Raw genomic sequence first — 20,578 nt, forward strand, 5'->3', positions numbered from 1 at the left:
GTAAAAACCGTCCGTTTTGGCTGAATGATTCTATGCTGATATTACGCAGTGACTGTCAGAGTAGACGTACTCATGAAAGCAGGCCTCCCCAGCAAGCAAGAAGGCGCTGTGGCGATTGAATTCGCCTTGGTGTTCGTGATCTTTTTCGCGGTGTTTTACGGCCTGGTCAGCTACAGCTTGCCGTTCGTGCTGATGCAGTCGTTCAACCAGGCCACCGCAGAAGCCGTGCGCCGCAGTGTGGCGGTCGATCCCAATACGCCCGGCTACGCGACCGTGGTGCAAAACACCGCGAACGCCACGTTGCAACAGCAATTATTGTGGGTTCCGAGCGCGCTGAACCTGGTGATCGGCGTCGATACCAGCGCGGTCTACGACACCAGCAAAGGCACCCTTACCGTCAGCGTGAATTACCCCACCAGCAAGTTGAATCAGGTCATGCCGTTTCTGGTGTTGCCAGGCGTGGGCACGGTGCCGAACCTGCCGACCAACCTCAGCGCGACCTCGAGTCTGCAATTTTGACCTCCGCAGACAAGCTTTTCGCTCGCTTGCTCAAGCGCCCCGCCCTCCCCGCCATCGAGGCGTCCGCTCCGTTGCTCGCGCAACCGCTGGGCCTGCATCTACAGCTGGACAACGACGGTCATGTGCTGCAAATGGCCGGGCCGCTGCGGCACTCGCTGGCCCAGCAACCGCCCCACGACCAACCGTTGCCGCTGCAGTGTTACGTCCTGGCCCACAGCACACTGACCATCGAAGGTCAGCCCGGCGACTGGCAGGGGCAAAGTCTGGATCTGGATTTCCTCGGGCTGGCCGACCAGACCTTGCACCTGCGCGGCTGGGTGCAGCCGTGGGCCGGGGGCTGGTTATTGCAGTTGATGGACATCGGCGACCTGTTGCTCGAACGCCATCAAGCCCACAGCCGGGAAGAATGCCAGGCCGTGGCCGGGCAGATCAGCGAGCATTTGCGCGCATGCAGCCTGTCGCGGTTGCCGGTGATTGTCAGCGAACAATTGCAAACCATCGCCCAGCGCTGGCACATGCCGTGTGTAGCGCTGGCCTTGCTCGACGAACAGGAAGAAGGCTGGCAAATCCATCGCCAGTTCAACGCCCATGACGCGCCGCAGCTGTGGCAAAACAATCAACGCCTGGGCACGGTGCTCGACAGCTTGAACGGCTCCGCGCCCCAGCGTCTGGCCATCAGTCACGGCCTCGACGAACACCTGCGCGTGCAAGATTTGTTCGGCAATGCCGAGGGTTTTGCCGTGCCCTACAGCGACGACCACGGCGTCGCCGCGTGGCTGCTGTGCGGGTTTTACCCGGTGCACGAGCATGCGCCGGACCTGGGGGATCGCGACTGGTTGCTGCTGGTCAGCGCGCTGGCCGGGCCGTTGCTGGGTCGCTTGCGCGAGCAACACCACCACTTGCAACTGGAGCGCCTGGAATCCTTGCAAGTCTTGCTCGGGACAGGCTGGTGGGAGGCTTTTGGCGCCAGCGATGAAATCCTCTTGGCACCGTCCCTCGCAGCCACCTTGCACCTGGACAGCGCCCGTCTGACCCTCGATGACTGGCTGTTGCAAATCCATCCCGCCGATCGCGAGGAGATGCGCAGTCGGCTGCACGCCTTGCAACAACACGACGAGCCGTTGACCCTGTGCGTGCGCCTGCACCGCTGCGACACGGAGCACCATCCGCTGTGGTACAGGCTGCAAGGCCAGGCCATCGGCACCGGCGACAGTCGGCGGCTGGTGGGTTTCATGCTCGACATCAGCGACATCAAAAATCAGCAGCAACACACCGCCGCCGCCCATGCGCGACTGGACAACCTGATCGCCAGTTCACCGGCGGTGATCTACGTCCAGCGCTACGTTGAAGGCGCGCTGCACCCGACATTTTTCAGCGCCAGCCTTCAGCCGCTGTTGGGCTGGAGCCTGGAAAATTGCGACGCCGCCGCGTTGATCGAGCGCGTCCATCCCGAGGACCGCGACCGCTATTTCGAGCGCACCCGCCACTTGCTGCGCGAAGGCTCGGTGCGCGCCCGCTATCGTCTGCGCGACAGTCACGGCGATTACCACTGGCTGCTCGACGAAGCCAAGCTGCTGCGCGATGACCTCGGTTTGCCAGTGGAAGCCGTTGGCTTGTGGCTCGATGTCACCGAAGCGACCCTGGCCGCCGAGCAAGTGAAACAGAGCGAAGAGCGTTATCGGATACTGGTGGAGGATTCCCCGGCGATGATCTGTCGTTATCGCCCGGACTTGACCCTGAGTTTCGGCAACCGGCCGCTGGCGATGTACCTGGAATGTGAGCCCGAACAACTGCCGGGGATGAACCTGGGCAACTGGATGTCGGACGAACAGCGCGAAGCGTTTCTCCAGCGGCTCAGCCTGCTGACCCCGGAGCACCCGGTCAGCACTGCCGAGATCAACCTGCAACTGCCCGGGCGCGAACACGCCTGGTGGGTTTGGTCGGATCGCGGGGTGTTCGATGATCAGGGCCGCTTGCTGGAAATCCAGGCCGTGGGCCGCGACAACACCGACGTCCGCCGCTCCCAACAGCAACTGACCCAGAGCGCGAAAATGGCCACCCTCGGCGAAATGGCCACCGGGCTCGCCCATGAAATCAATCAGCCGCTGAACGTGATGCGCATGGCCATCGTCAACGTGCTCAAGCGCTTGAGCAGCGGCGAGGTGCAAATCGATTACCTCACCGACAAACTCAACCGCATCGACGCGCAGGTGCAGCGGGCAGCGCGGGTGGTGGATCACATGCGTGTGTTCGGCCGCCGTTCAGAGATCGAGCAACATCCGTTCAATCCGGTCGACGCCATCGAAGGCACGTTAGCGCTGCTGGCCGAAGGTATGCGCGGCAAAGGTGTGGAACTGCGGGTCAGCGAAACAGGGTTTACTGTGCAGGTGCGCGGTTATATCGATCAGTTGGAGCAGGTGCTGATTAATTTGATGGTCAACGCGCGGGATGCATTGTTGAGCAAGCAGGCGAGTGATCGTGAGTTCAAACCGTGGATTTCGGTGTATGCCGAGCGCGATGCGCAGTCGGTGCGGCTATGGGTCGAGGACAATGGCGGCGGCATCGATCCACGCTTGCTGGAGCGTATTTTCGAGCCGTTTTTCACCACTAAACCAGTGGGCGTCGGCACCGGGCTGGGGTTGTCGGTGAGTTATGGGATCGTCGAAAACATGGGCGGACGACTGAGTGTGAGTAACTCGGTTGAAGGGGCGCGGTTTTGTATTGAGCTGCCGGTAATCCAGGACGACTAGATCACCAGATAAGCCTTGCCGGGCTGGCCACAACTGAGGTTGGCACCCACCTGGATTTTCCCGACGTCGATCCCCAGTACGTTGAGGACGTTGTTGAGCAGGTTGTCCAGCAGTGGACTCAGGATCGATTTCAGAATCGTTGTCAGCAGCGATATCACTCCGTTGAGCAGCGTATTCAGGGTATTGAAGACAACCGCCAATAAGAGGCCTGGACTGAACGTCGGTGTGTGGAGGATCAATTGCACACCATTGACGGCTTGCGTCATGCCGGCGATCGCGTTGGAAGCGGTCAGGGTGTAAGGCGGATCAGAAGGGGCCAAACCGACTTTCGGCGGGTTGATAAATGTGGTGCTGGCGCTGGTCTGCAAGGCAGGACTGTCGATCCGCAGCTCCGCACCACCGCCCGAGAAGGGAACGCCGGCATAGCGGATATCGAGCAAGGTCAACGGGGTGACGCTCATGGGCGATGTCGATGAAGCCCAGTCCGAGTTGATCCGCCCAACGCGTAACTCAGCCACGGTGGTGGTGGTGTTGGCGGTCAGGCTTTTATTGGTGTCGCTGACGCAGGTGTAATCGGTGACGTAACTGCTGCCGCCACCCGCTTCAAGGCTGATGTCCAGATTGGGATTGGGCAGTACGTACAAGTCCAGGCCCAGCAGTCCGGTGACCACCGACAAGGTGCTCGTCACGACCCCGACCAGGTTGGTGACCAGGGATAAATCCAGGGACACCAGCACCCGGACCTGGGCGGTGCGCACGTAGATTCGATTGGCGCCCAATGGCGCCAGTTTTGCCAGTGCGGGATTGCCCACCACCGAAAACTGCGCGGGCTCGATGACCTTGATCTTCGCCGTAGCGCCGAGGCCCAGCCCCAGTAAATTCACGGGGATGGTGCCTGCGATGGCACTCTTGCTATTGCCGAGTTCGAGAAAGGCCTGGACCAGCTGAAGCGCATTCACACTGGCGTTCAGGGCGGAAGAAGTGGTGCCCGTCTGCAGGTTCAAGATGTCGCCCAGGTGCACTTTGGTCGGGCTGACGACCGCGCTGACCAATGAATTCAAACCGAGTTGTACATCCGCCGTCGCGCCATTGAGCCGAGCCACAGTGGCGGCGGCCTGCAGCAATTGGCCCACGGTCGCATCGGCGGCAAGCAGTTGCGTGTAGTTGCCTGCCGTGACATGCAGATCAACGGCTAATTGATCCATGAAGTTGAGCAGGTTGATGTTGGCGGCGAGCAAGCCGTTCCAACTGGCGACGGTCAAGGTGATCGGTACTGCGCCCATGGCGGAGCTGATTCCGTTTAACAAGTTGACGTCGACCAAGGTGCTGCGAATCGTCAATTGGGCCACCGGCGGCACCGGGAGCGCCGCCACGGCGGTGGCGTTGAGTTGAGTGGTCAGGCTGGCCTGCGTGCCGCTGACCAAAGCCTGCACACCGCCGGCAAAACTGGTGGTGACGGTTCGGCTGGCAACGACTTTGATTGCCGACGCCTGGGTGGCATCCGCGGTGAAGGCGCGCAGCCCGGAGGCCGGTGTCAGCAGCGTGCCGCAGGTGGTGGCGAGGGTGTTGCTGGCGTCGACGGTGAAGCCGTTGCGGGTCGCACTTTGATTGGCATAACTGGCGGCGGTGAGCCCCGGCAAACAGGTGCCGCCACGACTGACGGCTTCCAGCGCGGCGGTATCGGCCACCCGCTGCAGTTTGCGCTGCTCCATGTAGAGCCGACCGGTGTCGACCACCAATAGCATCAACAACAACGCCAACCCGAGGGTCACCGCCGCCATCAAACCGATAGCCCCCCGTTGCCGGACCGGCCCGCGAAACTGCGACATCGCGCACTCCTTTGCCGGCGCACACCTTGTGCTGCCTCCTTGGGTGAAATGCAGTGTAGACAAGGGTTCACGAGGTTGCCGGCCACACAGAAACAAGGTGGGAGCGAGCCTGCTCGCGAACGCGGTGGGTCAGTCAAATCTCTTTTGAATGTGCTGCCGTCTTCGCGAGCAGGCTCGCTCCCACAGTGGATCTTCATGGACGCGGAATCAGCGCAAGGCGCAGATCCCTTGTGGGAGCGAGCTTGCTCGCGATGGCGGTGCGTCAGTCAAATCTCTTTTGAATGTGCCGCCGTCTTCGCGAGCAGGCTCGCTCCCACAGTGGATCTTCATGGACGCGGAATCAGCGTACGGCGCAGATTCCTTGTGGGAGCGAGCTTGCTCGCGATGGCGGTCTGTCAGTCAAATCTCTTTTGAATGTGCCGCCGTCTTCGCGGGCAAGCTCGCTCCCACAGTGGATCTTCATGGACGCGGAATCAGCGTAAGGCGCAGATCCCTTGTGGGAGCGGGCTTGCTCGCGATGGCGGTGCGCCAGTCAAATCTCTTTTGAATGTGCCGCCGTCTTCGCGAGCAAGCCCGCTCCCACCGTGGATTTTCATGGACGCGGAATCAGCGTAAGGCGCAGATCCCTTGTGGGAGCGAGCTTGCTCGCGATGGCGGTGGGTCAGTCAAATCTCTTTTGAATGTGCCGCCGTCTTCGCGAGCAAGCTCGCTCCCACAGTGGATCTTCATGGACGCGGAATCGGCGTAAGGCGCAGATCCCTTGTGGGAGCGAGCTTGCTCGCGATGGCGGTGGGTCAGTCAGATCTCTTTTGAATGTGCCGTCGTCTTCGCGAGCAGGCTCGCTCCCACAGTGGATATTCTTGGACGCGGAATCAGCGTACGGCGTAGATTCCTTGTGGGAGCGAGCTTGCTCGCGATGGCGGTGGGTCAGTCAAATCTCTTTTGAATGTACTGCCGTCTTCGCGAGCAGGCTCGCTCCCACAGTGGATCGTCATGGACATGGGACCAGCGTACGGCGCAGATCCCTTGTGGGAGCGGGCTTGCTCGCGAAAGCGGTTTGTCAGTCACCACAGCTCCCACAGTGGATGGTGGTGTTTAGCGGGGTGGGTAGTTGGCCAGGATCCGGCTTACCGTTTCGCGCACGGCATTGCTGCGATCTGTCGGGTTGGGGGTGCTGCTGAGCATTTGTTCGTCGCTGCCGCGCCACACCAGTTTGCCGTCCTTGCCGTCGAGCAGGTCGATCTGGATGGTCGCGACTTTGTAGCTGACGTTGCGGGTTTCGTTGTACATCGGGCCGCCCCAATAGCCATTCCATGGGCCACCCCAACCGCCGCCGTAGTTGGTGGTCACTTGTTGCTGGCGGTCTTCGACGATCAGGTAGGTCTGCACACTCACATCACCCTTCTGGCCCGCGGCAGCCGGGCGCAAGCCGCGTTGATCCAGCTGATCGGCCACGGCCTGGCGAATCCGCTGTTCGGTCAGGTCGCTTTTGATCCGTGGATCATCGGGGCGGTATTGCAGGGCAGGTTCTTTCCAGCTCCAGCTGCGATAGGCGGCGAAATCGCGGCTGGCATCGAAGTCATGATTGACCTGGTGGGCGCAGGCACTGAGCAGCACGGCCACAGCCAGTAATGCGAGAGGGCGGAACATGATGGTTCTCCGTTGGAAGACATCAACCCTGGGAATGCTTCTTATCTACAAGAAGCTAACTAGGAGGATACGCCGACATTGCCTTTTCCACAGCCTCCTGTATCGCATCCGCGCGCTGACTTTGATTGCCTTGGCTGGCGGTCTCGGCGCTGGCGCTCCAGACCGGTTGCCCCGTGCCGGCGTCGAACAAATCGACACGCACCACCACAACCTGTTCCTGATAGGTGCGGACGATCGGCACGCTCTCGTACATGCCGTAACCGCCGCCATATCGGCGATAGCCGCCGCCATAACCACCGCCGTAGTAGCCGTAATCGTCTTGAACCTGACGCAAGCGGGTTTCCAGATGCAGGTTGGCGCTGACCAACAGGTCCGCCGGGCGATTGTCGTGCAGCGGACGCAGGCCGCGCTGATCGAGGGCGTTGCTGACCGCTTCAGCCACTTGCGCCGAATCCGCCCAGGCCGAGCCCGGTGGCAGTTGCCCGTTGAGCCAGGCCCAGCTGCGATAACGCCCATAATCCCGGGGCGGTGCCGGGTAAGCGCTACGGTCAAAGGTATTCGCGGCGTGTGGCGGCGCCGGCGGCAAGGGGTTGGACGTCGCCACATAAGGGTTGCTGCCCTGGCAGGCCGCCAACCCCAGACACATCAGCAGTAACCCTGAACGCGCTTTCATTTCGCTCTCCGATCAGATCGGCCGGCAGATCCAGTGCAAATAGCGCCCAAGCCCGGCAAAGCTTGGGTGACGACGGTGGGCCAGCTCCATTTCCAGCAAGTCCACCAGTTCAGCGCGGGCCTGGAATTCCACCGGCATGTAGTCGTGAAAAACCCGCACCCCACTCTGGGTTTCGACCTGCCACATACCCTCAAGTTGCGCCGCCAGTTCCCGTGGATCAAGGGGCTGTTGCGGGGTCAGGCTCTGCTTCTCGCCGGCCATGTCGTTCTTGCGCATTTTGCGGAAATGGCCCTTGAGCAGGTTGCGGTAGATCAGTGCGTCGCGGTTGTAGAAGGCCAGGGACAGCCAGCCTTCCTGGGTGGTGAGTTGATGCAGCACCGGCAGGATCGCGTGAGGCTCGGCCAGCCATTCCAGTACGGCGTGGCAGAGCACCAGGTCGTAAGGTTCGGTGAGCTGGCCGAGCAAATCCTGCCACGGTGCCTGAATGAAGGTCGCGCTCTGCCCGGCGTCAGCGAAGCGTTGGCGGGCGCCTTCAAGCATCGGCGCGGCAGGCTCGGCGAGGGTGACGTCATGCCCACGCTGGGCCAGCCACAACGACATGTGGCCAAGCCCGGCGCCGATGTCCAGGACGCGCAGCGGTCGGTCGGGCAAGGTTTCGGCCAGGTCAGCCTGCAGCACCGCCAGGCGGATCGCGCCTTTGGCCCCACCGTAGATTTTTTCGGCGAAGCGGGTCGCCAACTGATCGAAATGACGGTCGCTCATCAGCTGAACCGCCGTTCGCTGTCCGCGAGTTTGCTGCGCACCACTTCGTTCATGTCCAACCCCAACTCGCTGCACAGCAGTAATAGATAGAGCACGATGTCGCCGACTTCCTGCCCGGCGTGGGCCAGTTTGTCCGCCGGCAACTGCCGCGACTGGTCTTCGGTCAGCCATTGGAAGATTTCCACCAGCTCGGACATTTCCACGCTCGCGGCCATCGCCAGGTTTTTCGGGCTGTGAAATTGCCGCCAGTCATTGCGGTCGCGAATGGCGTGCAGGCGTTCGGTCAGTTCAACAAGGTTCATCGGGCTCTCCTGAAGGCGTATAGCTTCGGGGGGATAGCGGGTGAAGGCAAGTGGCGCTGATCGTTCCTACGCTCTGCGTGGGAATGCAGCCCGGGACGCTCCGCGTCCCAAGAGCGAACGCAGAGCGTCCAGTGAGGCATTCCCACGCGGGAGCGTGGGAACGATCCAAACCCTCTATGCTAGTAGGGAACTCGGCACCACGATCCGCGGCCCAAGTCTGGCGCGGCAACCTTGCCACCACTTTCATCAGGACGCCCACATGCAGGTAGAAAGTTTTTTTGAATGGCTCGGCCAGGCACTCGGTTCGGTCATCCGTTTTATCGTCGACGGCCTCAGTGGCCTGTTCAATATCCTCAGCCACGCCGGCAGCAACTTTGTCGAAGGGCTGTCCCGGGCGTTGGGCATGGACACTTCGATCATCAGCATCATCGCGCTGATCCTCGGCCTGATGCTGTTGTGGTCGGCGATCCGGGCGTTCATGAATGCGTCGATCATCATGGGGATCATCTGGCTGTTGCTGGGACTTTGGTTGCTTAGCTGGATCATCCACTAGCACCACCCTGATCGTTCCCACGCTCTGCGTGGGAATGCAGCCCGGGACGCTCCGCGTCCCTGCCGAAGCGGACGCGGAGCGTCCATTGAGGCATTCCCACGCAGAGCGTGGGAACGATCACCCAAACTGTCGCTACAATGCCCGCTCCCCAAGGAGCCCGCATGTCCAACCTGATCGCCGACTGGCGCAACCGCCCGACCCACCGCAAGGTCTGGGCACTCGCCGCGCCCATGATCCTCTCGAACATTTCCGTACCGCTGGTGGCGCTGGTCGACAGCACCGTCATCGGTCACTTGCCCCATGCCCATCAATTGGGCGCCGTCGCGGTCGGTGCCAGCCTGTATACCTTTCTGGCCTGGGGCATGGGTTTTCTGCGCATGGGCACCACCGGGTTCGCCGCCCAAGCGGCCGGACGCGGGGACGGCGCGGCGCTGCGGCAGATTCTGTTGCAGGGCCTGTTACTGGCGATGGGCCTGGCCATCGTGCTCGGGGCGGCGGGGATTCCGTTGAGCGGCGTTGCGCTGCACTTCATGCAACCCTCAGCGGAACTGGATCAACTGACCCGCGAATTTTTCCACACCCGACTGTTCGGCCTGCCTGCCGCGCTGGCCAGTTATGCGCTGGTCGGCTGGTTCCTCGGCACCCAGAACGCCCGGGCGCCGCTGGCGATTTTGCTGGGCACCAACCTGGTGAACATCGCACTCAACCTGTGGTTCGTCCTTGGACTGGACTGGGGCGTAGTCGGCGCGGCCCGGGCGTCGGTGATCGCCGAATGGACCGGCGCCCTGATCGGCCTGTTCATGACCCGCAAGGCCTTGCGCGCCTATCCCGGTCACATCGCCTGGGCCGCGCTGGGGCTGTGGCAGAGCTGGCGCCCGCTGTTGGCGGTCAACCGCGACATCTTCATTCGCAGCCTGGCGCTGCAATCGGTGTTTTTCCTGATCACCGTGCAAGGCGCGCGACTGGGTGACGCCACGGTGGCCGCCAACGCGCTGCTGCTCAATGGCTTGCTGCTGACCGCCCACGCCCTCGATGGCCTGGCCCATGCCGTGGAAGCCCTGTGCGGTCACGCCATCGGCGCGCGGGATCGCGATTCCCTGCGTCGCTCATTGGTCGTGGCCGCCGGTTGGTCGTTGATCGCCAGCCTGGGTTTCGCCGCGCTGTTCCTGTTCGCCGGGCACTTGTTTATCGAGATGCAAACCAACATCCAGAGCGTACGTGACACCGCGTTCATCTACCTGCCCTACCTCGCCGCCCTGCCATTGCTTGCGGTCTGGAGTTACCTGCTGGACGGGCTGTTCATCGGCGCCACCCGCGCCCGGGAAATGCGCAACGGCATGCTGTTGACGGTGCTGCTGTTGCTACCCTTCGCCTGGGCGCTGCGCGACCTGGGCAATCATGGGCTGTGGATAACCTTCCTGCTGTTCATGGTGCTGCGTAGCCTGACCCTCGGTGCGATGGCCTGGTATTTGCGCAAGAACGATGGCTGGTTTACCGGTACCGCTCACTGAGTCGGCGTGGCCTTGACGAAGGATGTGACTTCGTCCAGCACCGGCGCCAAACCGCGCATGGGCCGGGACAGCGTCGCCACCAGCGTGGCGTGGCCGGTACGGGAATAATACCGATCCTGAACCAGCACCCCGACCGCGCGTAATTTGTTCGCCAGGCCTGCGGTGTTGCGGGTCGGATTGACCACGTCATCGTCCCTCGACGCGATCAACAAGGCCGGCGGTGCACCGTGACTGACGTGATTGATCGGCTGGGATTGTGGCGGTGAATCCGGCCAGAAAAACACCGGGCGCACCTCGGGATTCTGGATGGGCAGGAAGTCATACGGCCCGGCCAGGCCGATCCAACCGCTGAGATCCCCCGGCGACATGCCCACCGCCCCCAGCCACTGCGAGTCCAGCGCCAACATCGCCACGTTGTAGGCTCCGGAACTGTGGCCCATCAAATACAAGCGTTTCGGGTCACCGGAGAATTGGCGAATGTGTTCATGGGTCCAGGCCACGGCGTTGGCGCCGTCCTCCAGAAACAACGGATAGCGCACCTGCGGATACAGCCGATAGTCCGCCAGCACCGCGACGATCCCTCGGGACGCCAGCGCCTCGCCGACAAAGCTGTAGTCGCTGCGCGAGCCGCTGTTCCAGCTGCCGCCATAGAAAAACACCACCACCGGGGCATTTTCCACGGGATGTCGGGGCACATACACATCGAGTTGCTGCCGTGGATCACTGCCATAGGCAATGCCTTCGGTCTTGTCGAAGCTGCCGTCGGGCGTCAGGGCATTGAGCATTTTCAGCGGCGAGCACGCGCTGATCGCCATCAGCAAAACACCGCCAATCAAAACGCTGAGCCGCCTGCGGATTGCGCTCGCCATGTGGGTGAATCCTCTTGATCAGGGTTGATTGCCCTGCCACAGGTTGCGCAGGTGATCGAGTCGCTCCTGCTGGGTCACCCCCTGCAATGTCTGCGCAGGCAAAGCGCCGGGACACTGCAAGCGTAGCCACAACCAGCCATCCAGCACCGAGCGTTCGCTGAAACCCAGCGCCAGGCCTTCCTGCACATGGGACCACAAGCGGTTGTAATCCGTGCCAATGGATCGGCTCCAGCGCCAGGTGTGTTGTTCCAGCAGGCAGGTTTGCAGTTTTCCCCGCTGGCGAAGGCTGAGGGTTTCTTCGACCGCCAATGGGCTGACGACCAGCCCGGGATTGAGCAATTGCTGCCAACCCTGGCTGCCGATCGCCCGATCGGCCCAGGTGCCGCCGAACCAGCGCAACTGGCTGATCGGGCCAAGCCAGCGACTCAGTTCCTCAGCATCGCAGGCATCGAAGAAGTAGCTGGCGCAATGCGGGTTGTAATAGCTCAGCAAGGCCCGGTGATGCGGGCCAAACGTCACCGTGAGCATGCGCCGCAAGTGCGCCAGCAACTGCGCTGCCGACACCTCGCTGACCAACAGCAGACCTTGCCAGGCCTGCGGCTCGCTGTAGCAAAACTCGCTCAGCGCCGGACAGTCCTGTAACGCCGCCAAGACCGGGCCCTGCTCACGCAACCCATGCAACTCGGTGCCTTCGAACAGCCAGGACCAGCGAACATCACCGAATTGGCGCAGCAACGTGGCCGCCGACTGGGGCGCGCCGGGCACATCCAGTAACAGCCATTGCGAAGTCGGGTCAGGCGTCTGCACGCCGCTCATGCCGCACCGCTCTGACCAAACAACGTCGCCGCCCGACAGGTGCAGACCTGCTCCCGACAATGGCTGAAACTCCCGCCTCCGGGCAGCAGACACAGCAGCACCAACGGTTCACTCGATTGCAGCAAGGCCAGCAGACCGTCCGCTTCTTGAGGCTCAGGGGACGGCACTTCGATGACCTCGACGGCCGGCGGACGCTGAAGCAGTCCGGTGATCAGCGGTTGATCCGGGTCACCTCCGATGAAACTGACCACCACTTCGGCCCCCGCCCGCCATTGCGAGGCAGCCGCGCCTTGCAGCTCTGGGGCCAACGGCAGCCAACAGTGACCCGGTTTTGCCCCTTCGCCCTGATAGAGCCAGTCGAACTGCACGGCCACCGGCCGCGACGGATCGGGCTGTTCCTCTTCAACCTCCACGACCCAGGCCCTTTGCAGACTCAGCATCTGCGGTTTCGCCGGCCCTTGGCTCGCCACCCAAGGCGCCTCCCACGGAACCGCGCGGATCCTGTTGGAATAGGAAAACAGCGGTTCCTGACCACCCTGATGCTCAATCTTGATCAACCGCCACAGGTCATTCCACTCACTGACCGGATGCCCGGCCAGTGGCAACAGTTGACCACTGCGTAACGTCATCAGGTCCGTATGGCCCTCGGCAATCGGCACCGCTTTCTTGCCGACTTGCACCTCGAACCGACACATCGTTTCGTCCTGAAACACCAGGGTTTCGGCACGGCGCGACGCCCCGTGACCGTCACCGACGACCAGACAGTGCCCGCGACTGGAATGTTCGAAATGGTAGTGAAGACGCTCCTCGGCGCACAGCCGTTGGAAAAACTGAAGGTCCGATTCGCGGTATTGCGTGCAAAAATCCCGGGGCGGGTAACTTTCATTCAACTCCAGACGCCAATCCTTGCCGGCAATCCCGTGCTCCTTGAGCACCTGGCCAAGAATCTGCGGCACCGAACGCGCGCTGAAAATGCGCTGGCTGAAACGCTGGGCCAGGCACGCCAGTTTCGGCCGCAGGCGCACACGGCACAACCGGGACAAGACGCCATGCTCACGCTGGACGAGTTCATGTAATTGCCCGTGGATACCGTTCCCGGCGGCTTCGAACTGCAAGAACGCCGAACGATATAGCAGGCTGGCAAGGTCCAGGCTCGGGTCATCAATCAGCAGGTCCACCTCGAACGCAAATGGCTCGCTGATGGCTTCACTACCGGTAAAGGCCAGGACCTCAAAGGCGTCGGGCAGGCCCGCAATATCCAGCCGAAAGGACGGCTCGTTGACTGGATCGAACATCGGCGATTCTCTACAGGAGGGGCGGCCGGGGATTCTCGCTGAGAGACATGGCCGAGTAGAGAGCTGAAGTACAACTTAGGAAATGACCTACGCGAAAAGAAGACCACATCGCTTTAGTAGCCGTTTATGTGGGGCATTTCGCTTGGCAAGAAAGAAGCGTCCCACCAAGTCATCTGAAATTTCCGCAGCGCGAAGTAAATTTTCAGACAACCTGATGGGAGCAGTGCCTTACCTCAAGAAGACAGGTAAGACGAACGGGTCAGGCCCAGGCGCAGCGCGTCGAGGAACTGGGTCCGCTCGGCGGCGGTGATGCGCGCACTGGCGCATTTGTCGCGGTAATGAGTCATCAACTCCTCCGGCGACAAGTGCACGTAGCGCAGCATGTCTTCGATGGTGTCGTGGGTTTCGATACCGGCGTGGTACACGCTGCCGTCGGCGTTCTGATAGATGTTCACCGAGTCGGTGTCACCGAACAGGTTGTGCATGTCGCCGAGAATTTCCTGGTAAGCGCCGACCAGGAAGATCCCCAGCAGGTAGTCTTCACCTTCGTTCAGGCCGTGCACAGGCAGGCTGGTTTCGATGCTCTGCTCGTCGACGTATTGCTTGATCTTGCCGTCGGAGTCGCAGGTCAGATCTTGCAGCACTGCACGGCGCATCGGCTCTTCGTCGAGACGGTGCAGCGGCAGGATCGGCAATACCTGGCCGATGGCCCAGGTGTCCGGCAGGCTCTGGAACACCGAGAAGTTGCAGATGTACTTGTCAGCGAGCTTGTCGTTGAGTTCGTCGAGCACCTGACGGTGCGAACGCTGACGTGCCTTCAACGAGTTGTGCAGGCGACGGCAGACCGCGAAGTAGCACTGCTCGGCCAGGGCTTTCTCGGCCAGGGTCAGTTTGCCATCGGCGTACTGGGTGGCGATGTCGCTCATGTAGTGCGTGGCGCGCCAGTAGGTTTCGGTGACCATCTCGATGTCGGTCGGACCCAGCAGGTCAACCAGCCATTGCACGGTTTCCGGCAGCGCTTCCTTGTTTTCGATCTGCGGCACGTCGTCGTTGTGCTTCTCGACGTCGGTGACCTGCACCACGAGCATGGCGTGGTGGGCAGTCAGGGAACGGCCGCTCTCGGAGAAGATGTTCGGGTGCGGCAGGCTCTGAGCGTCGCAGAATTCCTTGAGCATCCCGACCACGACACCGGCGTAATCGTCCATGTCGTAGTTGATCGAGCTGGCGTTACGCGAGTGCGTACCGTCGTAGTCAACGCCCAAACCGCCGCCGACGTCGATGTGATCCACCGGCAGGCCAAGGTTGCGCAGCTCGCCGTAGTAGCGGATCGCTTCCTTGAAACCGTGCTGGTAGTCCGCCAGGTTGGCGATCTGCGAACCCATGTGGAAGTGCAGCAGGCGAATGCCTTGATCCAGGCCCGCCGCGCGGAAGCGCTCGACCACGGACAGCAATTGCGCCGCCGACAGACCGAACTTGGACTTCTCGCCACCGGTGTCCGCCCACTTGGACGAAGCCAGGGACGACAGACGCACGCGCAGGCCGACCTGTGGCTTGACCTTCAGCGAGGCCGCTTCTTCGATCACCAGCTCAACTTCGGATTCTTTCTCGATCACGATGAACACGTTGTGGCCGAGTTTCTGGCCCATCAGCGCCAAACGGATGAACTCGCGGTCCTTGTAACCGTTGCAGACGATGGTGCCGCCCTTCGGCGCCAGGGCCAGCACGGCCAGCAGCTCAGGCTTGGAGCCGGCTTCCAGGCCAATGGACACGTCCTGGGTGGCGATGATGTTTTCAATCACCGCTTCTTGCTGGTTGACCTTGATCGGGTACAGCGCGGTGTACTTGCTCTGGTATTCCAGACGTTCGATGTTGGCATCGAAGGCGCCGGTCAACTGACGCACGCGGTCTTGCAGGATATCCGGGAACCGCACCAGCAATGGCAAGGACAAACCGCTTTTGCGCAGTTGGTCGACTTGCTCGAACAGGTCGATAGGCGAACTGGTCGGACCGTTCGGACGAACTTCGACGCGACCGGCGTCATTGATCGCGAAATATCCGGCCCCCCAATGGCGGATCCCGTAAACACTGCGGCTGTCCGCAACTGTCCATTGGCTGCCATCGTCTTTGCGTGTGCGTCTTACGGACATTGAAGTCCCCTATAAAGAAGTCATAGAGCGTCGCCTGGGTTCAGGCCGGCGCAGTCTAAAGAATGAAAATGACGGTTCGTCAACGAGGGGATAGACCTCGCTGACCGCAGTGAGTTTAGAAACCAGTCAGAACAGGCTCTGTGAAAACCATGTGGGCGACGCCAGGCCTGCTGTCAGGACCGGGTCAAGCCGAGGGTGGTTTTCACAGAGGCTGCTAGCCGCCGGACTTCTTCGCCTTGAAACCCAGCTTGATCAACTCCGCCAAGAGTAGCTCGACATGATCACCCTGGATTTCGATGATGCCGTCTTTCAACGCCCCGCCGGTGCCGCAACGTTTCTTCAACGTGGTGGCCAGGGCCGTGAGCGCGTCGAGGGCCAACGGCACGCCGGTGATGGTGGTCACCGTCTTGCCGCCTCGGCCCTTGCTTTCGCGACGCACGCGAGCGATGCCGTCGCCGGCCGGGATCACGGTTTGTTTGCAGATACAGGCGTCCACCGGTTTGCTGCAATCCGGGCAATGACGACCTGCGTCGGTGGAAAATACCAGGCCACCAAGGGCGGCGAAGGATGCGGCTTTTTTGGCCACCGGCAATCCTCTTGGGAGGACAAAGACTGGTCGCGGCACTTGGGCAAGTGCCATCGACCGCGAAGCCCCACTCAGGCAGGGGCAGCGCTACTGAACCGGTAAAACCCTGTAGGAGCGAAGCTTGCTCGCGAAAGCGGTGTGTCAGGCACCCCATTCTGGATGTGCCGCCGTCTTCGCGAGCAAGCTTCGCTCCTACAAAGAGCAATGTCGGTTCAGCTTGAAAAGGTCGCGCAGTGTAACGGCAAAAAGCCGACTTGCTAAGAGCCAATCGGCGCCAATTTATGCCTTCTTTGCGACGTCGGTTTGCTGAGCCTTCAGATAACGCTTCAACGCCGCCAAAGAGTCCGGGCAATAAGGCTTTTGCTGGATTTCCAGCATGACCTGATCGATCGGGATAAAGCGCGCTTCGAGCACTTCTTCCGGTTGCAGGATCAACGGACCGTCCCACACCGCCGAAAACGCCGAACACCACAGTCGATTACCGGTGTCCTCAAAGAAAAAGTGATCATGGGCGGTCAGTTCCACGCCGCTCACGCCCAATTCTTCCTCCAGCTCACGGGCGGCCGACTCGGCGTAGCTCTCGTTCGCCTGGACCATGCCCCCCGCCGCCACGTCCCAGTAACCGGGATAGATGGCTTTGCTCAGGGTGCGACGATGCACGCAGAGCTCACCGGCCGAGTTGAACAGCATGATGTAGGTGCCGCGCCCGATCAGCCCGCGTTCGCGCAAGTCGCTGCGGACCAGGCCGCCGAGCAGGTTGTCCTGTTCGTCGACCCAGGCGATCTGTTCGGCATCCGAGGCCGCGCGATGGGCGGCCTCTCTGGCGTTATCAACCATGACTCAGCCCTGGTTAAGCAGTTGACGCAAATCGATCACGGCCGCGTTGGCCCGGGAAATGTAGTTGGCCATGACCAGCGAGTGGTTGGCCAGCACCCCGAAGCCGCTACCGTTGAGGATCATCGGGCTCCAGACCGGCTCTTGCGAAGCCTCCAGCTCACGGATGATCTGACGCACGCTGACCGTGGCGTTTTTCTTCGCCAGTACGTCGGCGAAATCGACTTCGATGGCGCGCAGCAGGTGGGACAAGGCCCAGGCCTGACCGCGAGCTTCGTAGAACACGTTGTCGATCTGCATCCACGGGGTTTCGACGATTTCTTCGTCAACCTGCGGCACTTGGCCCGGCACCACCACTTCGGTTTTCAGCGAAGTGTTGAGCTTGACCCGGCCAACGCTGGCCGACAGGCGTTGCGACAGCGAACCCAGACGGGTGCCAACATCGCCCAGCCAGTTGTTCAGGTTGTCGGCACGGGCATAGAACAAGGCGTTTTTCTGCGAAGGATCGGACAGACGCGCCTGGTAGCGGCTCAAGGAATTGATGCCTTCCTGATATTCCGACTCGCTGGACGGCAGCACCCAGCTCTTGTTATCGAAGTTGAAACGCGGCTCGGCCTTGGCCAGGTCGGAATCTTCCGCCGATTGCGACTGCGAGCGCGCAAAGTCTTTACGCAGGGCACGGGTCAGGTCGCGGACCTGGACCAACACGCCATATTCCCAGCTAGGCATGTTGTCCATCCACAGGCCTGGCGGGAAGCGGTCGTTGGAAATGTAGCCGCCCGGTTTGGTCAGCAACGTACCGGCAACGGTCTTGAGGGTTTCCACCGTGGTGTAGCCGACGACCATCTGCCGGCCATCTTTCTCGGCAGCCACCTGGGCATTTTGCTGGACCGGAAACAGCGCAGGTTCTTCGCTCCAGTACCAACCCAGGCCGATCGTCACCAACAGGTAAATGGTAATCAGAGTGGCCAGCGCCCGGCTGAACAACAGGCCGCTGACATAGCTGCGGGTGGCCGATTTCGGTTCAGCGGCACGTTCAGGTGCGCTGCCCGCGCGGTTCTTCCAGTCCAGCATGGCGATATCCTTTCAATCACTTGAGTTCATCGGTTCGACCACAACCCTACGCCATCGTGCCGCTTTTTACCGCGCCTAAATCCTGCGGGAAACAGCGAGCCATACAATCGCATCGATCGAGGCGCCACTATAAATGAAGCACAGCCCTGGAGCCTATGCGACCAGTCGGTCAGGAACTGAATGAGGTCGCTTTGCAGATTATTGACGTACGACACTCATGTGACTGAAAAGAGGTGCTAGCATAGAGCCACCAGTCGATCTCAGCATGCACCCTAACTAGTAGTCAGGATATGACCGAGCCAGAAGACCCCAGCCGTGAGCGCCTCAAGCACCACTTTGCCCAGCGGGTAATTCATCAGGCACGTCAGATTCTTGAGATATGGCAGCGCCTGCAACGCAGCGAGTGGTCCACCACCGATTTATCCGAGCTGAGCGAGGCCAACCTGCGCCTGCTGCGTTTTGCCGAGCGCTTCGAACAACCGGAACACTCGCAACTGGCGCGCCATATCGGCCAGTCCCTGGAAGCGGTGGACGCCAATCGCGGACGCCTGAGCAGCGGGCTGATCACTGACCTCAACCGTTTGATGCAACGCCTGTCCCGCACCGGCCTGCGTCACGGCGATCAACTGGACCAGACTTTTCTGCCGCCGCTGCGCAAGCCGATCTACGTGATGTTGCAGGATCACGATCGCGCCGAGCGGCTGGCCAAGCAACTGGAATTCTTCGGGCTCAGTGCGCAATCCCTGGACAGCGTCTCGGCGTTTCGCTCCTCCATGGTCGAGCGGTTGCCGGCGGCGATTGTCATGGATGTGGATTTCAGCGGTCCCGGCATCGGCCTGAAACTGGCCGCCGAAGCCCAAGTCGGTCTCGACGAGCCACTGCCGCTGTTGTTTTTCAGCCTGCTCGAAACCGACACCCCGACCCGCCTCGCTGCCGTGCGCGCCGGTGGCCAGGAATTTCTCACTGGCACCCTCGAAGCGTCGAGCCTGCTGGAGAAGATCGAAGTCCTGACCTGCGTCGCCCAGTACGAACCGTACAAAGTGCTGATCATCGACGACTCCCGCGCCCAGGCCTTGCACACCGAGCGCCTGCTCAACAGCGCCGGGATCGTCACGCGGACCTTGATCGAACCGATCCAGGCCATGGCCGAACTCGCGGACTTCCAGCCGGACCTGATCATCCTCGACATGTACATGCCGGCCTGCACCGGTACGGAACTGGCCAAGGTGATCCGCCACAACGACCGTTACGTCAGCGTGCCGATCATTTACCTGTCGGCCGAAGACGATCTGGACAAGCAGCTCGACGCCATGAGCGAGGGCGGCGATGACTTCCTGACCAAACCGATCAAGCCCCGGCACCTGATCACCACCGTGCGCAACCGCGCCGCCCGCGCCCGTAACCTCAAAGCACGGATGGTCCGCGACAGCCTCACCGGTTTGTACAACCACACCCACATTCTGCAATTGCTCGAAGACTGCTCGTTCCGCGCCCGCCGCGAGAACAAGCCGCTGAGCTTTGCGATGCTCGACATCGACCACTTCAAACGGGTCAACGACAGCCACGGCCACCCGATGGGCGACCGGGTGATCAAGAGTCTGGCGCTGTTTCTCAAACAGCGACTGCGCAAGACCGACTTCATTGGCCGTTACGGCGGTGAAGAGTTCGCGATTGTGATGCCGGATACCGATGTCGAATCGGCCCATAAGGTGCTCGACGAAATCCGTCAGCGCTTTGCCGAAATTCACTACCCGGCACAGCCACAGGACCTTTGGTGCACCTTCAGCGCCGGGGTGGTCGAGCTGCGCGAAGATTCCGACAGCCTGATGATGGCCAGCCAGGCGGACGAGGCGCTGTACCGCGCCAAGGACGCCGGACGCAACCGAGTGCAAGCCGCGCGGGCGTCAAAGCAAAGTGCCACTTTTTCATCGGAATCCACTGATTCGGTCATAACCCTGTAACACAAACGCAATAAATTCAGGCGCTTACCATTCTGCCGTTGGTAGACCCGCCATGCGCCTGAAGCTGCTGACCAACCTCAATACTCTCCTGCTGGTCGCCGTGTGCGTCGCCCTCGGCGCCACATTGTGGTGGTCGCAAAAGGCCCTGGAGCGTCCCTATCTGTTGATGGAGCGCTACCTCGGTTTATCCCAGCAGTTTCAAAATGAAGTGGCGCGCAACGTCGAGGATTACCTGTCCAGCGGCGATGCTTTGCGCCTGAGCAGCGCCAGCCAGGCCATCGATGGTTTGCAAAAAGAGCTCGCCGAACTGCCGCCAGCCCTGGCCGACACCTTGCGCCCGAGCCTGTCGAGCCTTGAAGAATTCAGCAAGACTGACCTGCTCGCCGCCGGCAAACTCGCCGGTGATCCGCAAGCGCTGTTGCTCCAGGCCGAACGGGAATTGGGCGC

The 20,578-nt window shown here is 61.4% G+C and carries 17 protein-coding genes; 5 read left to right on the forward strand and 12 right to left on the reverse strand.

The features are described 5' to 3' along the window. Nucleotides 1–72: 72 nt before the first annotated feature. Together BK667_RS29365 and BK667_RS29370 are read left to right on the forward strand one after the other, a co-directional pair. A complete protein-coding gene (locus BK667_RS29365) occupies nt 73–519 on the forward strand; it encodes a TadE/TadG family type IV pilus assembly protein (protein WP_123515342.1) in 447 nt (148 codons plus the stop codon). Beyond that, a complete protein-coding gene (locus BK667_RS29370) occupies nt 516–3,269 on the forward strand; it encodes a PAS domain-containing sensor histidine kinase (RefSeq protein WP_123599671.1) in 2,754 nt (917 codons plus the stop codon). Before BK667_RS29365 ends, BK667_RS29370 begins: the two co-directional genes overlap by 4 nt. Here the strand turns inward: BK667_RS29370 and BK667_RS29375 are convergent. The 5 genes from BK667_RS29375 to BK667_RS29395 form a co-directional block, all read right to left on the reverse strand. Then, complete coding sequence (locus tag BK667_RS29375) at nt 3,266–5,098, reverse strand: pilus assembly protein TadG-related protein (RefSeq protein WP_123599672.1); 1,833 nt, start codon at nt 5,096–5,098, stop codon at nt 3,266–3,268. The genes BK667_RS29370 and BK667_RS29375 overlap by 4 nt on opposite strands. 1,095 nt (nt 5,099–6,193) lie before the next feature. Beyond that, the gene (locus BK667_RS29380; RefSeq protein ID WP_123510765.1) at nt 6,194–6,748 is read right to left on the reverse strand and encodes a DUF4136 domain-containing protein; all 555 of its coding nucleotides are present in this window, start codon (nt 6,746–6,748) and stop codon (nt 6,194–6,196) included. 55 nt (nt 6,749–6,803) lie between these two features. After that, the gene (locus tag BK667_RS29385; RefSeq protein ID WP_123599673.1) at nt 6,804–7,421 is read right to left on the reverse strand and encodes a DUF4136 domain-containing protein; all 618 of its coding nucleotides are present in this window, start codon (nt 7,419–7,421) and stop codon (nt 6,804–6,806) included. Between the two features lie 12 nt (nt 7,422–7,433). After that, on the reverse strand, nt 7,434–8,183 hold the full coding sequence (locus BK667_RS29390; RefSeq protein WP_123599674.1) for a methyltransferase: 750 nt from the start codon (nt 8,181–8,183) through the stop codon (nt 7,434–7,436). Beyond that, nucleotides 8,183–8,485: a MazG-like family protein gene (locus BK667_RS29395; protein WP_007951009.1), complete on the reverse strand. Its 303-nt coding sequence runs from the start codon at nt 8,483–8,485 to the stop codon at nt 8,183–8,185. The genes BK667_RS29390 and BK667_RS29395 overlap by 1 nt, the downstream gene beginning before the upstream one ends. Before the next feature lie 259 nt (nt 8,486–8,744). Between BK667_RS29395 and BK667_RS29400 the strand changes: the two genes are divergently transcribed. Next, entirely contained in the window at nt 8,745–9,038 is a 294-nt protein-coding gene (locus BK667_RS29400; protein WP_123510771.1) for a hypothetical protein, read from the forward strand. Nucleotides 9,039–9,199: 161 nt separating this feature from the next. Next, entirely contained in the window at nt 9,200–10,549 is a 1,350-nt protein-coding gene (locus BK667_RS29405) for an MATE family efflux transporter (protein ID WP_123599675.1), read from the forward strand. Here the strand turns inward: BK667_RS29405 and BK667_RS29410 are convergent. From BK667_RS29410 to BK667_RS29440, 7 genes are all read right to left on the reverse strand, one after another. Further along, nucleotides 10,543–11,418: an alpha/beta hydrolase gene (locus BK667_RS29410; RefSeq protein WP_123599676.1), complete on the reverse strand. Its 876-nt coding sequence runs from the start codon at nt 11,416–11,418 to the stop codon at nt 10,543–10,545. The genes BK667_RS29405 and BK667_RS29410 overlap by 7 nt on opposite strands. Before the next feature lie 18 nt (nt 11,419–11,436). After that, nucleotides 11,437–12,234: a DUF4123 domain-containing protein gene (locus BK667_RS29415; protein WP_123599677.1), complete on the reverse strand. Its 798-nt coding sequence runs from the start codon at nt 12,232–12,234 to the stop codon at nt 11,437–11,439. After that, the gene (locus BK667_RS29420) at nt 12,231–13,529 is read right to left on the reverse strand and encodes a contractile injection system protein, VgrG/Pvc8 family (RefSeq protein ID WP_123510779.1); all 1,299 of its coding nucleotides are present in this window, start codon (nt 13,527–13,529) and stop codon (nt 12,231–12,233) included. The genes BK667_RS29415 and BK667_RS29420 overlap by 4 nt, the downstream gene beginning before the upstream one ends. Before the next feature lie 233 nt (nt 13,530–13,762). Then, nucleotides 13,763–15,676 carry an arginine decarboxylase gene (gene speA, locus BK667_RS29425; RefSeq protein ID WP_123510781.1) on the reverse strand — a complete coding sequence of 638 codons (1,914 nt, stop codon included), beginning with the start codon at nt 15,674–15,676 and terminating at the stop codon, nt 13,763–13,765. A gap of 214 nt (nt 15,677–15,890) precedes the next feature. Continuing rightward, complete coding sequence (locus BK667_RS29430; RefSeq protein WP_123599678.1) at nt 15,891–16,262, reverse strand: translation initiation factor Sui1; 372 nt, start codon at nt 16,260–16,262, stop codon at nt 15,891–15,893. Nucleotides 16,263–16,541: 279 nt separating this feature from the next. Continuing rightward, nucleotides 16,542–17,099 carry an NUDIX hydrolase gene (locus BK667_RS29435; RefSeq protein ID WP_123402341.1) on the reverse strand — a complete coding sequence of 186 codons (558 nt, stop codon included), beginning with the start codon at nt 17,097–17,099 and terminating at the stop codon, nt 16,542–16,544. Between the two features lie 3 nt (nt 17,100–17,102). After that, on the reverse strand, nt 17,103–18,170 hold the full coding sequence (locus tag BK667_RS29440; protein ID WP_123599679.1) for a DUF2333 family protein: 1,068 nt from the start codon (nt 18,168–18,170) through the stop codon (nt 17,103–17,105). A 290-nt stretch (nt 18,171–18,460) separates the two neighbouring features. On the opposite strand from BK667_RS29440, the gene gcbA reads away from it, so the two are divergent. Beyond that, nucleotides 18,461–20,131: a diguanylate cyclase GcbA gene (gene gcbA / locus BK667_RS29445; protein ID WP_123599680.1), complete on the forward strand. Its 1,671-nt coding sequence runs from the start codon at nt 18,461–18,463 to the stop codon at nt 20,129–20,131. Nucleotides 20,132–20,578 lie beyond the last annotated feature (447 nt).

The organism is Pseudomonas frederiksbergensis, assembly GCF_003732705.1.
Classification (GTDB): Bacteria; Pseudomonadota; Gammaproteobacteria; order Pseudomonadales; family Pseudomonadaceae; genus Aquipseudomonas; species Aquipseudomonas frederiksbergensis_F.